Below are 14541 nucleotides of genomic sequence, written 5' to 3'. Positions count from 1 at the left end.
AATCGTGAAGCAGGAACGGCGAGTCCGCCATCACGAAAGACGCAGGCCGACATCAGCGCAGCCACACCGCCACCACGCCCACGGCCAGCAGTACGCAGGCCGCACCCAGCATGCGCAGGCGGCGCCGCATGCCATCCATGATGGCCACCAGTTGCGCATTCTGCTCGGCCAGGGTGTTGATCAGCTGGCTGGCGTCGAGCTGCTCGGCTTCCAGCTGGGCGATGCGCTGGGCCAACTGGCCGAGCTCGCCGCCCACCGGTGCGGCCGGTGCGGCATCGACTGCCGTCTTGGCCTTGCGCGTGCGCGACCACAGCTCACGCGCGCCCTTGACGATGCCCGGGGTGGCCTGGACCACATCCCCCCAGGGAATCAATTTGATGGCCGATAGCCAGCTCAATCCCATCTGCACTACTCCTGAAAAAGGGTTGGACAGGGAAAATCAGATACGACTTGTTGCAATTTCGTCGCAAAAACGGCCGAACCGCACTGCCCTGTCTTCTTCTAAGACAGGCAAAATGTCATTTTATCCCGACAAGCTGCAAGCACCCCGCCGGCCCTGCGATCTCTGGCCCGCGGCACCGCCTGTGCAGTCTCGCCGCCTGAGAAACTGGAGTTCCCACCGATGAAAGCCCCCCTGTCCCTGCTGGCCGCCGCCCTGTTGCTGTGTGCCGGCAGCGCCTTTGCCGCTGATTGCACCCAGGCCGCCACCCAGGCCGAGATGAACGCTTGTGCCTCGGAGACCTTGACCCATAACGACGCGGACCTCAATGCCACTTATATGGCCTATCGCGACAAACTCAACAAGGCACAGCAAAACAAGCTGCGCGAGGTGCAACTGGCCTGGCTGAAGTACCGCGACCTGTCCTGCCGCTTTGAAAGTTCGGCCAGTGCGGGCGGGTCCGCTACCGCACTGGCCCTGCAAACCTGCCTGGCCGAGAAGACCCGTCACCGTACCGATGAACTGAAGGCGCTGGCAGGCTGCAAGGAAGGCGATCTCAACTGCGTGCGCTAGTCAGGACATAAACTTTCATGCTGTAATGCTCCCGTCTGAAGAATCATACCGATCAGACCCACGAATCCACCTTGCCCCAGGGAGTCTTCCATGAAAAAAATGCTCTTCGCCATGACCTCGTTCGCGCTGGCTGCCCCGCTGCTGCTCAGTTCTCCCGCCATGGCGCAGAATGCCCAGCAGAACAAGATGAAGCAATGTAACGCCGATGCTGCCGGCAAGAAGGGCGACGAGCGCAAGGCTTTCATGTCCTCCTGCCTGAAGAAGGAACAGCCCAAGCCGGCCACCCAGCAGGACAAGATGAAGCAATGTAACGCCGACGCTGCCGGCAAGAAGGGCGATGAGCGCAAGGCTTTCATGTCGTCCTGCCTGAAGAAGAAGTAAGGCGTCCACCGTCATCCGGCCCGGCCCGATCGGGCCGATCAAGCCGATCAACAAAAAACCCGCAAGGCAGCTTGCGGGTTTTTTGTTGTCTGCGCGGCGCCGCGATCAGTGCTGGGCGCGCTTGAAGAAGAACAGGCCGGCGCCCACCAGCATGAGCACCCCGCCGAAGAAACGGTTCTGCGCCTTGATCGCCTTCTGGCTGCGGAAGAAGCGCTGCAGACGGCTGGCCGCGAAGGCATAGCCGTGCATGACCACCAGATCCACCGCCACCATGGTCACGGCCAGCACCAGCAATTGCAGCCACAGCGGGCGCTCGTGGTCGATGAACTGCGGCAGCACCGCCACCATGAAGACAATGCCCTTGGGGTTGGTGGCGTTGGTGAGGAAGCCCGTCATGCAGCGCTGCCACCAGTGCTGGCCGCGCTGGGCGCGGGCCACGGCATTGGCGGCGTCGATGGCTTCGCCTTCCTGCTCGGAAGGCACGTGCGCGCGCCACTGCGAAAAACCGAGATAGATCAGGTACAGGGCACCGGCAATCTTGACCACGTTGAAGGCGGTCTCGGAGGCCACCAGCAGCGAGCCCACACCGGCACCGGCGATGATGAGAACCACCACCAGCGCGATTTCCAGGCCGAGAATGGTGGCCGTGGTGCGGCGCAGGCCGTAATTGAGACCGTGGCTCATCGACAGCACGGCGCCCGAACCGGGCGAGATGGCAATGAGGCAGGCAGCGAAGAAAAAGGTGATCCAGGTTTGATAAGCCATGAAGAACTCGGTCGGAGGGCGCAGCGTGGAATGGGGAGTCGACCATTATAAGCAAAGCTGCAACGAATGCTTACAAATACACGATGAATTGAAACACTTTCACGTCGTCCTTCAGGTCGACGGCTCGTTATAGGAAGCAAGGCGACACGAAACGATGAAGCGATTACGCAAAATCAAGCGCCGAGCGTAACAACCACTTTCTAAAGGACATTGCCATGAAAACCAAATCCGTCATCGTCGCTTCCCTGCTGACCGCACTGGCCCTGCCGGTGTTCGCCCAGACCGGCAGCACTGCGCCGGCCGCGCCAGCAGCAGCCACGGCCAAGGCGGAAGCCGGCAAGACCGACACCGCACACAAGGCCAAGACCAGCCATCACGCCAAGCACAAGAAGTCGGCCAAGAAGTCCGAAGCCAAGACTGAAAAGAAGGACGCCGCCGATACGGCAGCCAAGACCAAGTAAGACTGTACCGGGCCACTCCCGGTACACCTGACAGACACGCAGCACACACCGTACACACAGTACTACTGACGCAAACAGACACTTGTCTCTGAAAGGACATCACCATGAAAACCAAGACCATCATCCTCGCTTCCCTGCTGTCGGCCCTGACCCTGCCGGTGTTCGCCCAGACCGGCGCAGCAGCGCCCGCCGCTGCCCCGGCCAAGGCCGAAGCCGCCAAGACCGAGACCGCACCGAAGGCCAAGGCGGAACATCACGCCAAGCACAAGAAGTCGGAAAAGAAGGCTGAAGGCAAGACTGCGAAGAAGGCAGAGAAAAAGGCCGAGAAGAAGGAAGCCGCCGGTACTGAAGCCAAGCCGGCAGCTGACGGCGCCGCCAAGTAAGCCGTCCGCAAGGAGCACCACCCCGGGCGCCAGTGTTCTCTGATGCCCGGACATGTCAGGGATGACAGGAGTATCGCCCCCGCACCATGAGGTACGGGGGCGATATTTTTTATATCATTTGGCGTTGTTGATCCAGGCAGCGTTTCGCATCGCCGGCTCGATTCAGTCCTGCTGCCAGCGCAAGGCGATGCGCTCCGATGCGGCAGCGGCGGCAATGTCGGCGAAATGCTCGCAGTCCATGCCCACCCCGGCCGCAAACAGCAAGGCTTCACCCGCCCATACCAGCGGCAGATAAGGGCGTTCCCAGGCCGGCACATCGGCGCTCTGGTACTGCTGCTTGAGGCTGCGCGCCGGACGGTTGGCGGCCAGCCTGATGCGTTCGCCACCGCTGCGCCCGCACACCAGCAAGGATTGGGCACGCAGCCAGTGCGCATCGAAACCGGGCCGCGCATCCCCTGGCGCAATCGGGTCGAAGTGCAGCGTGCCGTAGAAGGCCGGCACCTGCACCTGCGCCTGCCCGCTCCAGCGCAGCGACAAGGCCGCGCCCTCATCAGGCAGACGGCGGCGCGGTGCCAGGAACACGCGTTCGCGATAGCGATGCACTTCGCCATCGGGGTGGGAGACGCACAACTGGGCCTCCACATCGGCCTGCAGCAATTGCGTGCGCATCTCCTGCATCCACGCCGCCGAGGGCATGCGCATGCCGCGCAGCCCGAACCAGTGACGCATCAGATTGAGAAAGCGCTGCTCGCTCAAGGCGCGCAGTGCTGGCATGCGCAGATGATCGTCCTGGCGACATTGCGCCAGATCCTCTTGGGCCACTTCGCGCAGCAATACCTGCGCACCCTGCGCGTGTCCGGCGGCGCGTGCCAGACGTTGCTGATATCCGGGGAAGACCTGAGCGAGCGCGGGCATGACCTGATGACGCAAGGCATTGCGGGTGTAGCGCGGATCGCTGTTGGACTCATCCTCGATCCAGCTCAGCGACCAGGCACGAGCACACGCTTCCAGCTGCGCGCGCGCAAGTGCCAGGAAGGGCCGCGCAATCATGGTCTGCGGATCGCCCAGCAGCGCCGCAGCGGTACTGCATTGATCCATGCCCGACATCCCCGCCAGGCCACTGCCGCGCAGCAGTTGCAGCAGCACGGTTTCGGCCTGGTCGTCGAGATGATGGGCGGTGAGCAGCAGACGTGCGCCGTGCGACCGGCACAGCCGCCCCAATGCAGCGTAACGCGCCAGCCGCGCCGCTTCTTCCACGCCGCTGTCGGCTACCCGCTCCAGCTGCACACGCTCATGCGCGCAGGTGATGCCATGCCGCGCACAACGATCTTCGACATGGGCCAGCCAGGCATCCGCATGGGGCGAGAGCCCATGATGCACATGCAGCGCCACCAGTGATGCACCCTGCTCACGTTGCCACTGCGCGGCCACTTCCAGCAAGACCGTGGAATCGAGCCCGCCGCTGAAGGCCACGGCCAGCGTGTCCCGCGCGGGATCGAAACCGGCGGCAGCCAGCGTGGCCTGCAATGCCTGCAACGCCTGTGGCAGCTTGCCCGGGGAGGGAGAAAGAGAGGGATGATCGGACATGAGAAAAAGCGGTGCCGGAAAAGACAAACGCCAGCGAAGCAATCGCTGGCGCCTGCAATGACGTGAACGGAACGCGGACGATTACTCGGCCGAATTGAGTTCCTTGAACTTGCCATAGGCCATCAGCTTTTCGTGACGCGCAGCCAGCAGGTCCTTGGTCTTCATGCCCTGGAACTGGCGCAGCGAATCCGACAGCGCGCGCTTGAGCAGTCCGGCCATCTGCTTGGGATCGCGATGGGCGCCGCCCAGCGGCTCGTTGACGATCTTGTCGATGAGGCCAATGGCCTTCAGGCGATGCGCGGTCAGGCCCAGCGCCTCGGCCGCATCGGCGGCGCGGTCGGCGGTCTTCCAGAGGATGGAAGCGCAGCCTTCCGGCGAGATCACCGAATAGGTCGCATATTGCAGCATCAGCACCGAGTCGCCCACGGCGATGGCCAGCGCACCACCGGAACCGCCTTCACCGATGATGGTGGCAATGAGCGGCACCTTCAGTTCGGCCATCACGTAGAGATTGTGGCCGATGGCTTCGGACTGGCCGCGCTCTTCGGCATCGATGCCGGGGAAGGCACCGGGGGTGTCAACGAAGGTAAAAATCGGTAAACCGAACTTTTCGGCGACCTTCATCAGGCGCATGGCCTTGCGATAGCCTTCCGGCTTGGGCATGCCGAAGTTGCGCATGGCGCGTTCCTTGGTGTCGCGCCCCTTCTGGTGGCCGATCACCATGCAGGCCTGGCCGTTGAACCGGGCCAGACCGCCGACGATGGACTGGTCGTCCGCAAAGGTGCGGTCGCCGTGCAGTTCGTGGAAGTCGGTGAAGATCTCGCGCACGTAGTCCATGGTGTAGGGACGCTGCGGATGGCGCGCAATCTGGGAAACCTGCCAGGGCGTGAGCTTGGCGTAGATGTCCTTGGTCAGCTGCTGGCTCTTCTTGACCAGGCGCTCGATCTCTTCGGAGATGTCGACGGCCGAATCGTCCTGTACAAAACGCAACTCTTCAATCTTGGCATCCAGCTCGGCGATGGCCTGCTCGAAGCCCAGAAAAGTCGTTGTCGATTTACTCATTGTGTTCCTTTTTCAACAAGTCCGATCATGCGGCGAGAATCGCTGAAAACGCCGGCCCGGTGCGGGTTGCGGCTCGATGATCCCCGGATGTATCGGTTTGCCTTCAAATCTTGGGAGGTGCGGAGTATACACCAGCGCAGACCCTGCACGGCAGGTCTGCCCGCGCCCTCTTCCCCTTGGTTCAATAATCGGAGGGCACCGGATCGAGGCTGCGCCACAGATACCAGGTGGCCACGGTGCGCCACGGTTCCCAGTTCGCAGCGACTTCCCGCGCATCGCTGCGCGAGACCGGTTCTCCCGAGAAATAACTGACGCTGATGCCCTTGAGCAATCCCAGGTCATCCAGCGGCAGCACGTTCGGGCGCAGCAGATTAAATATCAAAAACATCTCGGCTGTCCAGCGGCCGATCCCGCGGATCTGGATCATCTCGGCAATGACGGCTTCGTCTTCCATCTCCGCCCATTTGTCGGGATGCACCGTCTTGGCCTTGAAATGCGCTGCCAGGTCGAGGATGTATTCGGCCTTGCGCTTGGACAGACCGCAAGTGGCCAGTCCATCGGCTCCGGTACGCATCACCTGGGCCGGCGTGCAGCGCGGACAGGCTTCCAGGAAGCGCTGCCAGACCGCATTGGCGGCCTTGGTCGAGATCTGCTGGCCGATCACCGAGCGCGCCAGCGTGGTGAAGGCGTCGCCGCGCACCGTCAGTTGCAGATCCCCGAACTGCGGGATGATCTTGCGCATGATGCGGTCACGCTTCATCAGCTCGGCCTTGGCCTCTTCCCAGTAGGCCGGCACGATCAGGCTGGGATCGGCTTCGCTGGCTTTTCGGTTGGTATTCAAATCAAGCTCTCCGCCATTCGGTCAGGCCGCCCGGTTTGTCTTCCAGAATGATGCCGGCCTCGGTCAGCACGGCGCGAAGTCGGTCGGCTTCGGCGAAGTCCTTGCCTGCCTTGGCTGCCTTGCGCGCTTCAATCAAGGCTTCGATCTCGGCCTGGCCCAGACCGTCGGCCGCCGCCACGCCACCCTTGAGGTACTCGTCCGGTGCGCGCTGCAACAGGCCGAGGATACCGGCCAGCGCCTTCAACTGGCGCGCCTGCACCGGCGAACGGTCACGGTTGACTTCATTGGCCAGCTCGAAGAGCACCGACACCGCCATTGGCGTGTTGAAGTCATCGTTCAGGGCCTCTGTGAACCTTTGTGCATGGGACTCGTCGGCCAGCAGGCCGCCCGCTTCCGGCGGTACATCCTTCAAGGCCGTGTACAGGCGGGTGAGCGCCTGGCGGGCATCGTCCAGATGCGCATCCGAGTAGTTCAGCGGGCTGCGGTAGTGGGCGCGCAAGATGAAGAAACGTAACACTTCCGGGTCGTACTTCTTGAGCACGTCGCGGATGGTAAAGAAGTTGCCCAGGGACTTGGACATCTTCTCGTTGTCGATGCGCACGAAGCCGTTGTGCATCCAGTAGTTCACGAAGGTGTGCTGGTGTGCCCCCTCGGACTGGGCGATCTCGTTTTCGTGGTGCGGGAACTGCAGGTCCTGGCCGCCGCCGTGGATGTCGAAGTGGTCGCCCAGCAGATCGCTGGACATGGCCGAGCACTCGATGTGCCAGCCCGGACGGCCGCAACCCCAGGGCGAATCCCACTTGGCCTCGTCCGGCTCGCTGGGCTTGGCGGCTTTCCAGAGCACGAAGTCCAGCGGATCGCGCTTGCCGGTGTTCACATCGACCCGTTCGCCGGCGCGCAGGTCGTCCAGCGACTTGCCGGAGAGCTTGCCGTAGCCGGGGAAGTCACGCACCGAATAGTTCACATCGCCATCGCTGGCCTTGTAGGCCAGGCCGTTCTTTTCCAGCTTGCCGATCAGGTCCAGCATCTTCGGCACGTATTTGGTCGCACGCGGCTCATGGTCGGGACGCTGCACGCCCAGGGCGGCGGCATCCTCGTTCATGGCATCGATGAAGCGATTGGTCAGCTGGGCGATGGTTTCGCCGTTCTCGGCGGCACGATGAATGATCTTGTCGTCGATATCGGTGATGTTGCGCACGTAGGTCACGGCATAGCCGCAGGCACGCAGCCAGCGCTGCACCATGTCGAACACCACCAGCACGCGCGCATGGCCGATATGGCAATAGTCATACACGGTCATGCCGCACACGTACAAGCGCACCTTGCCGGGTTCGATCGGGGAAAAGGTCTGCTTGTCACGCGCCAGCGTGTTGTAAATCTTGAGCTCGCTCATGGGATGGGAATTCTGGGGTTGGCGTTGCCGCAACAGGCGACGGGTTCATGCAGTTTGCGTAGGGCTGACACCGGCATGAAGCGCGGCGCTGGCAGGCCCCTGCCTGGGATTCATTGTTCTAGCAGCAATTGCAACATGAACGGATCACGGTAGCCAAACCTCTTTTTGTATTACTTGTTTGATATAAAATGCCAGCTTTCTTCGAATTTCTTCGAGTATAGCATCGATAAAACCATGGCCCCAGAATCACAAGAACAGACATCCATTCATGGTTTGCGCGGTTTGATCAGCAAGACTGCCCACAAGACGGCAGTGTTGTCCAGCCTGGTGGCTGCCCTCTTCGGGGTGCCCGCCACGCTTGCGCATGCCAGTGAAATGTCTGACATCAACAAGCTGATGCGGGCCGGACAGTATGCCGAAGCACTGACCAAGACCGATGCCGTACTGGCCAAACACCCGCGCGATGCGCAACTGCGTTTCACGAAGGGACTGATCTTAGCAGAACAAAACCGTTCTGCCGAGGCCATTGCCGTGTTCACCAAGCTGACCGAGGACTTCCCCGATCTGCCCGAACCGTACAACAACCTGGCCGTGCTGTACGCGGCCGATGGCCAGTACGACAAGGCGCGGGCTGCGCTGGACATGGCCATGCGCACCAACCCGACCTATGCGACGGCACTGGAGAACCTGGGCGACGTCTACGCGAAGATGGCCAGCCAGGCCTATGACAAGGCCTTGCAGATCGATCCGGGCGCCAACGTCCCGCAGCCCAAGCTGACGCTGTTGCGCTCGCTCAACGGCAACACCACCGGTGGCACGGTACCGCGCCTGGCCTCGTCCGCCTCCGCCCAGCGCGATGCCAAGGCCAAGGCCGACGCCAACGCCGCCGAGCAGCAGCAGCGCGCCAAGGCCCTGGCGGCCGAGAAGCTGGCCCAGCAGGCCGCCGCCGACCGCGCCGAGGCCGAGAAGACCGCCATCGCCAAGGCCACCAGCGAAAAGGAAAAGGCCGCAGCCGACAAGGCGGCAGCGGAAAGAGCCGCAGCCGAAAAGACCGCGGCCGACAAGGCTGCTGCGGAAAAGGCGGCCGCCGAGAAGGCCGCCGCCGAGCGCGCCAAGGCCGAGAAAGCCCGTGCCGAGCAACTGGCCGCCGAACAGGCGCGGGCTCAGAAGGCCGCGGCCGACAAGGCTGCCGCCGAACAGAAGCAGAAGGAACTGCAAGCCCGCAAGGACAAGGAACAAGCCGACAAGCTGGCCCGCGAGCAAGCCGCCCGCGCCGAGAAGGAAAAGGCCGCCCAGGCTGCCGCCGAAAAAGCCAAGGCGGACAAGCTGGCTGCGGCCGAGAAGGCAAAAGCCGAGAAACAGGCCGCGGCCGACAAGGCCAAGGCGGAGAAACTGGCCGCCGCCGACAAGGCGCGTGCCGACAAGGCCCATGCCGACAAGGAAAAGGCCAGCGCCGAACAGGACAAGGCCGCCGTGCTGGCCGCTCTGAGTGGCTGGGCCAAGGCCTGGAGCGACAAGGACGTGCGCGGCTATCTGGGCCATTATGCCGGCGACTTCGATACGCCCCGTGGCGCCTCCCGCAAGGAATGGGCCGAAGAGCGCCGCGCCCGCATCGAGGACAAGGGCCACATCAGCGTCAAGGTCAGCAATGCCTCGGTCACCATCAATGGCAACACCGCGACCGTGCGCTATCGCCAGATATATAATTCGGATCGGCTGACGGTGGACAGCCGCAAGACCCTGATCTTCGTCAAACAGGGCAATCGATGGCTGATCAAACAGGAACGATCGGGAGGGTAATTGGTGGCTAGCGCTTTGCAAGGGCGTCCCGCGCGCATGCTGGGACGCCTGTTGATGTTGTGCCTGGCAGGTCTGCCTGCCATGGGCAGCGTGGCATCCTCGTCGGCCCTTGCGCCGCCCGCCAATACGGTGGGCGCAGCGGCCATCAAGCCGGATCCGGAAGCCCTGCTCATCGATATCTACAAGGATCTTGGCGCCGACCGCCTGCACCAGGCGCAGGCCAAGGCCGACGCCTTGGTCGCGGCCTATCCGACCTTTCGACTGGGCCACCTGGTGCGCGGCGATCTGCTGCTCATGCACGCGCGTCCGGTGCGCAATTTCGGCGCCATGGCCGATGGCCCCAGCGACAAGCTCAAGGAACTGCGCGATGAAGCCATGGTGCGCATCCGCTCGCTGCAGGAAAAACCGGATCCCGCACTCATTCCCAAGTCCGTGCTGCAGCTGGGCGAGGACCAGAAGAACGTGCTGGTCGTCGATACCACCCGCTCGCGCCTGTATGTGTACGAGAACCAGGGTGGCGACCTGAAGTATGTGAGCGACTACTACATTTCGCAGGGGCGCCTGGGCGCCAACAAGACCAAGTCCGGCGACCAGCGCACCCCTATCGGGGTGTATTACATCAACAACCGCATCCCCGGCCCCAAGCTGCCGGACTTCTATGGCACGGGTGCGCTGCCGCTGTCCTATCCCAATGAATGGGACAAGCGCAATGGCCGCAGCGGCTACGGCATCTGGCTGCATGGCACGCCCTCGGACAACTTCAGCCGCCCGCCGCTGTCTTCGGACGGTTGCGTGGTACTGGCCAACCCGGACCTGCAGAGCCTGTATTCCACCGCCGAGGTCGGCAAGACGGTGGTGGTCATCAGTCAGCACGTGCAATTCGTCAACAAGGATGCACTGAGCAAGGAACGCGACGCCGCCTCGGCCATGCTGGAACAATGGAGCCAGTCGCTGGAAGATGCCGATGCCGAGAAGGTACTGTCGTATTACTCGCCGGAATTCCGCTCGGCCCAGGGCGAGAACCTGGCCACCTGGTTCGGTCGCCAGCAGAAGAGTCTGAACGGCGCGCGCTATACCAGTGTCAAACTGCGCGATGTCAGCCTGTTCCGCTATCCCGGCGCACCGGAAGACATGATCGTCAGCACTTTCACCCAGGAAAGTGCGGTCGGCAAGAGCAAGAACGCGATCCGCAAGCGCCAGTACTGGGTGCGTGAAGGATCGCAATGGAAAATCATTTACGAAGGCAACGCATGATCCTCTCCCGTCGTCATCTGCTGCGCATGGCAGCAGCGTTTTCCCTGTCGGCCACGCTGGCCGCGCCGGTCCTGGCCGCCAATGCCCCGCGTGTGCTGCTCAAGACCAGCATGGGTGACATCACCCTGGAACTCAATCCCGAAAAGGCCCCGGTCTCGGTCGACAATTTCATCAAGTACGTCAAGAAGGGCCAGTACAACGGCACCGTGTTCCACCGCGTCATCAACGGCTTCATGATCCAGGGCGGAGGCTACGACCAGAACATGCGTGAGAAGCCCACCGAGGCCCCCATCAAGAACGAGGCCAATAACGGTTTGAAGAACGAGGTTTATACTGTGGCGATGGCGCGCACGTCGGCACCGCATTCGGCCACGGCCCAGTTCTTCATCAATGTGGCGGACAACCGCTTCCTGAACTACCCCGGCCAGGACGGCTGGGGCTATGCCGTCTTCGGCAAGGTCATCGCCGGCACTGACGTGGTCGACAAGATCAAGCAGGTGCGCACCGGCGCCGGCGATGTGCCGGCCACTCCCGTGGTGATCGAGTCGGCCACCCTGCTCAAGTAAGGCCGGCGTCTCGTCGCGCAGCCAAGGCGGGCCCAAGTCGCCCGCCGGTTTTTTTATTTCCCCCACCAGCAAAGGAATTCATCATGGCAGTTCTGCTCACCACCAACCACGGCGCAATCAAGATCGAACTGGATGCGGAAAAAGCCCCCAAGACCGTTGAGAACTTCCTGGCCTACGTCAACGCCGGTCACTACAATGGCACCATCTTCCACCGCGTCATCGACGGTTTCATGATCCAGGGCGGCGGCTTCGAACCCGGCATGAAGCAGAAGGAAACCCGCGAGCCGATCGAGAACGAAGCCAAGAACGGCTTGAAGAACGAGCCCTACACCCTGGCCATGGCACGCACTGCCGCCCCGCACTCGGCCTCGGCGCAGTTCTTCATCAACGTCAAGAACAACAGCTTCCTGGACTACCCGGGCCAGGACGGCTGGGGCTACTGCGTCTTCGGCAAGGTCGTCGAAGGCACTGAAGTGGTCGACAAGATCAAGGGCGTCAAGACCACCCGCGCCGGCATGTTCGCCGACGTCCCGGCGGAAGATGTGGTGATCGAGAAGGCAGAAGTGGTCTGAGCCTGACCCCGACCGCTGACTTCATCGACCATGACTGATTTCCAGTTCATGCAGAAAGCGCAACCGACGGTTGCGCTTTTTGTTTCCGACCTCCATTTGCAGGCCGCCCTGCCCCGCACCACCGAGGCTTTCCTGGCCTTCCTGCAAAGCCATGCGGTACAGACGCAGCAACTGTACTTGTTAGGTGACGTGTTCGAGTACTGGGCCGGTGACGACGACCGTACTGCTCCCTACAACCAACTGATTGCTGATGCACTGAGAACTGTACAGGGCCACGGCGTGCAACTGTACTGGATGGCGGGGAACCGCGATTTCCTGGTCGGACAGGATTTTGCCGATGCCGCCGGGCTGACGCTGCTGCCGGACCCGCACGTCATCACCGTGGCAGGCCGCACCCTGGCGCTGGCACACGGCGACGCGCAATGCACCGATGACCAGGCCTACATGGCCTTTCGCGCGCAGGTGCGCCAGCCGGCCTACCAGCAGCAGTTCCTGGCCATGCCGCTGGCGCAGCGCAAGGCCATCATCGAAGGCATCCGCAAGAACAGCCAGGACGCCAACCAGAGCAAGGACATGGCGATCATGGATGTGAACGCCGGCGCCATCGATGCGCTCTTCGCGCAGACCGGCACCGACGTGCTGATCCACGGGCACACGCACCGCCCTGCCCTGCATCGACTCGGTGATGGCAAGCTGCGCTATGTCTTGCCGGATTGGGAATATGACGTGGAGACGCCGCGTGGCGGCTGGATCAGCATGACAGCCGATGGCGTACTGCATCGGCATGGCGTGGACGGAGGCGAGATCACCTGATCCCGCGTGCACTTCATCGCAGCCGGATTGTACCGGCTGCGCTTTCCTCATCAATCGACCAGCCGGTTCAGTTGCGCGGCGTCGAATTGCCCAGCCTCTTCCAGGCGTCGACAGCCTATCCCCGCACCCTGCAAGGCGGCCAGCACGGCTTCCAGTTGCTGCTCCTGGGCGGCGACTTGATTGATGAGTCCGTGCAATGCCTTGGAAAGCGGATCATCGCCATTGGGCATCACCCCGTAGGCTGCGAACAGGCGGGCTGCCGCCTGTTCACGCGCGGTCGGCGCGGCATTGCGCTCGACGATGCGCGCCGGGTTGCCTACCGCCGTCGCTCCCGCCGGCACTTCCTTGGTGACCACCGCATTGGAGCCGACCTTGGCGCCATCTCCCACCGTAAAGCCGCCCAGCACCTTGGCTCCGGCACCGATGATGACGCCGCGTCCCAAGGTGGGATGACGCTTGGCGCCCTTGGCCAGCGACGTCCCGCCCAGGGTCACACCCTGGTAGATGGTGGAATCGTCGCCGACAATGGCGGTCTCGCCGATCACCACGCCCATGCCATGGTCGATGAAGACACGGCGGCCGATGGTTGCGCCCGGATGGATCTCGATGCCGGTGAGCGTGCGGCCAATCTGCGAGATGAAGCGGCCCAGCCATTTCAGATCGGCCTGCCAGCAAGCCTGGGCCCAGCGATGCAGGATCACCGCGTGCAGACCGGGATAACAGGTCAGCACCTCCCAGCTGTTGCGCGCGGCGGGATCGCGCTCGCGGATGCTGGCGATGTCTTCTCTGAGTCGGCTGAACATGGTGTGTTTCCTGAAACGTTGAAAGAAAAAGTGCTGCAAAAAAAATCGCCGGACGCAAAGTCCGGCGATGGTGTCATGCGGGGATGACCGGACTTACCTGGGCAAGCGCTGGCGTCGCGCCTCGTACAGACAGACGCCGGAAGCCACGGAGACGTTGAGGCTCTCGACCGAACCGAACATGGGGATGTTGACCAGCACGTCGCAGGTCTCACGGGTGAGACGGCGCATGCCTTCGCCTTCGGAGCCCATCACCAGTGCGGTGGGGCCGGTGAAGTCGCCTTCGTACAGCCCCTTCTCGGCATCATCCGTGGTACCGATGATCCACACGCCGCGCTCCTTCAGGTCGCGCATGGTGCGCGCCAGGTTGGTGACGGTGATGTAGGGCACGGTGTCGGAGGCGCCGCTGGAGACCTTCATGGCCGTGGCATTGAGCCCCACGGCGCGGTCTTTGGGAGCGATCACGGCATGCGCGCCGGCACCGTCGGCCACGCGCAGGCAGGCACCCAGGTTGTGCGGATCGGTGATGCCGTCGAGGATCAGCAGCAGCGGCGGACCGACCACGGCGTCCAGCAGTTCATCGAGGGTGCGCGCCAGCGACAGCGCGGCGGCCTTGGCCACCACGCCCTGGTGACGGCGCGTGCCGACCATGGCGGCCAGGCGCTGGTCGTCGGCCTGGATGATGCGCACATTGGCTTCCTTGGCGGCATGCAGCAAATCCAGCATGCGGCGGTCGCGGCGCTCGGCATCCACGTAGATCTCTTCCACCGAGGAAGCCTCGTGGCGGATGCGGGAGGTCACGGCATGGAAGCCGAAAATCATTTTGCTCTTCATAGATCCTGCTTGTGTCT

17 protein-coding genes are annotated in these 14541 nt (G+C 62.8%); 9 read left to right on the top strand and 8 right to left on the bottom strand.

All coding sequences use genetic code 11. The features are described 5' to 3' along the window. Positions 1-52: 52 nt before the first annotated feature. Positions 53-403: a hypothetical protein gene (locus tag HWE01_RS18305; protein ID WP_008327868.1), complete on the bottom strand. Its 351-nt coding sequence runs from the start codon at positions 401-403 to the stop codon at positions 53-55. A gap of 219 nt (positions 404-622) precedes the next feature. Here HWE01_RS18305 and HWE01_RS18300 point away from each other — a divergent pair, with 219 nt between their 5' ends. Together HWE01_RS18300 and HWE01_RS18295 are read left to right on the top strand one after the other, a co-directional pair. Further along, complete coding sequence (locus HWE01_RS18300) at positions 623-1012, top strand: lysozyme inhibitor LprI family protein (RefSeq protein WP_241822511.1); 390 nt, start codon at positions 623-625, stop codon at positions 1010-1012. Between the two features lie 90 nt (positions 1013-1102). Beyond that, positions 1103-1393 (top strand): PsiF family protein, encoded by a 291-nt coding sequence (locus HWE01_RS18295; RefSeq protein ID WP_008327861.1) that lies wholly within the window; start codon positions 1103-1105, stop codon positions 1391-1393. Positions 1394-1498: 105 nt separating this feature from the next. Here HWE01_RS18295 and HWE01_RS18290 read toward each other — a convergent pair whose 3' ends face one another. Next, positions 1499-2158: a LysE family transporter gene (locus HWE01_RS18290; RefSeq protein WP_175342373.1), complete on the bottom strand. Its 660-nt coding sequence runs from the start codon at positions 2156-2158 to the stop codon at positions 1499-1501. A 215-nt stretch (positions 2159-2373) separates the two neighbouring features. On the opposite strand from HWE01_RS18290, the gene HWE01_RS18285 reads away from it, so the two are divergent. Both HWE01_RS18285 and HWE01_RS18280 read left to right on the top strand, forming a co-directional pair. Next, positions 2374-2619 (top strand): hypothetical protein, encoded by a 246-nt coding sequence (locus HWE01_RS18285; RefSeq protein ID WP_008327851.1) that lies wholly within the window; start codon positions 2374-2376, stop codon positions 2617-2619. Positions 2620-2723: 104 nt separating this feature from the next. After that, positions 2724-3002, top strand: a complete 279-nt coding sequence (locus HWE01_RS18280; RefSeq protein ID WP_008327850.1) for a hypothetical protein — start codon at positions 2724-2726, stop codon at positions 3000-3002. Positions 3003-3164: 162 nt separating this feature from the next. On the opposite strand, the gene tilS is transcribed toward HWE01_RS18280, so the two are convergent. From tilS to cysS, 4 genes are all read right to left on the bottom strand, one after another. Next, entirely contained in the window at positions 3165-4589 is a 1425-nt protein-coding gene (gene tilS, locus HWE01_RS18275; RefSeq protein ID WP_241822510.1) for a tRNA lysidine(34) synthetase TilS, read from the bottom strand. Between the two features lie 81 nt (positions 4590-4670). After that, positions 4671-5651 carry an acetyl-CoA carboxylase carboxyltransferase subunit alpha gene (locus HWE01_RS18270; protein ID WP_008327848.1) on the bottom strand — a complete coding sequence of 327 codons (981 nt, stop codon included), beginning with the start codon at positions 5649-5651 and terminating at the stop codon, positions 4671-4673. A gap of 181 nt (positions 5652-5832) precedes the next feature. Beyond that, positions 5833-6492 (bottom strand): DNA-3-methyladenine glycosylase family protein, encoded by a 660-nt coding sequence (locus HWE01_RS18265; RefSeq protein WP_008327845.1) that lies wholly within the window; start codon positions 6490-6492, stop codon positions 5833-5835. 1 nt (position 6493) lies between these two features. Next, positions 6494-7885, bottom strand: coding sequence for a cysteine--tRNA ligase (gene cysS, locus HWE01_RS18260; RefSeq protein WP_008327831.1), 1392 nt, complete (start codon positions 7883-7885; stop codon positions 6494-6496). A 234-nt stretch (positions 7886-8119) separates the two neighbouring features. Here cysS and HWE01_RS18255 point away from each other — a divergent pair, with 234 nt between their 5' ends. From HWE01_RS18255 to HWE01_RS18235, 5 genes are all read left to right on the top strand, one after another. Next, positions 8120-9685 carry a YybH family protein gene (locus HWE01_RS18255; protein ID WP_349641005.1) on the top strand — a complete coding sequence of 522 codons (1566 nt, stop codon included), beginning with the start codon at positions 8120-8122 and terminating at the stop codon, positions 9683-9685. A 36-nt stretch (positions 9686-9721) separates the two neighbouring features. Beyond that, a complete protein-coding gene (locus HWE01_RS18250) occupies positions 9722-10939 on the top strand; it encodes a L,D-transpeptidase family protein (protein ID WP_241822539.1) in 1218 nt (405 codons plus the stop codon). Continuing rightward, a complete protein-coding gene (locus HWE01_RS18245) occupies positions 10936-11505 on the top strand; it encodes a peptidylprolyl isomerase (RefSeq protein WP_008327827.1) in 570 nt (189 codons plus the stop codon). Before HWE01_RS18250 ends, HWE01_RS18245 begins: the two co-directional genes overlap by 4 nt. A gap of 83 nt (positions 11506-11588) precedes the next feature. Next, positions 11589-12077: a peptidylprolyl isomerase gene (locus HWE01_RS18240; RefSeq protein WP_121039405.1), complete on the top strand. Its 489-nt coding sequence runs from the start codon at positions 11589-11591 to the stop codon at positions 12075-12077. Between the two features lie 30 nt (positions 12078-12107). Beyond that, positions 12108-12890 (top strand): UDP-2,3-diacylglucosamine diphosphatase, encoded by a 783-nt coding sequence (locus tag HWE01_RS18235; RefSeq protein WP_241822508.1) that lies wholly within the window; start codon positions 12108-12110, stop codon positions 12888-12890. 50 nt (positions 12891-12940) lie between these two features. Here HWE01_RS18235 and cysE read toward each other — a convergent pair whose 3' ends face one another. Both cysE and rlmB read right to left on the bottom strand, forming a co-directional pair. Further along, a complete protein-coding gene (cysE, locus tag HWE01_RS18230) occupies positions 12941-13693 on the bottom strand; it encodes a serine O-acetyltransferase (protein ID WP_175342368.1) in 753 nt (250 codons plus the stop codon). Positions 13694-13786: 93 nt separating this feature from the next. Next, complete coding sequence (gene rlmB, locus HWE01_RS18225; RefSeq protein ID WP_008327819.1) at positions 13787-14524, bottom strand: 23S rRNA (guanosine(2251)-2'-O)-methyltransferase RlmB; 738 nt, start codon at positions 14522-14524, stop codon at positions 13787-13789. Between the last annotated feature and the right edge of the window lie 17 nt (positions 14525-14541).

Source organism: Herbaspirillum sp. C7C8 (assembly GCF_022627875.1).
Taxonomy (GTDB): Bacteria; Pseudomonadota; Gammaproteobacteria; order Burkholderiales; family Burkholderiaceae_D; genus Herbaspirillum.
The sequence above is the reverse complement of the archived record's forward strand: the minus strand, read 5'-3'. Positions and strand labels throughout refer to the sequence as shown.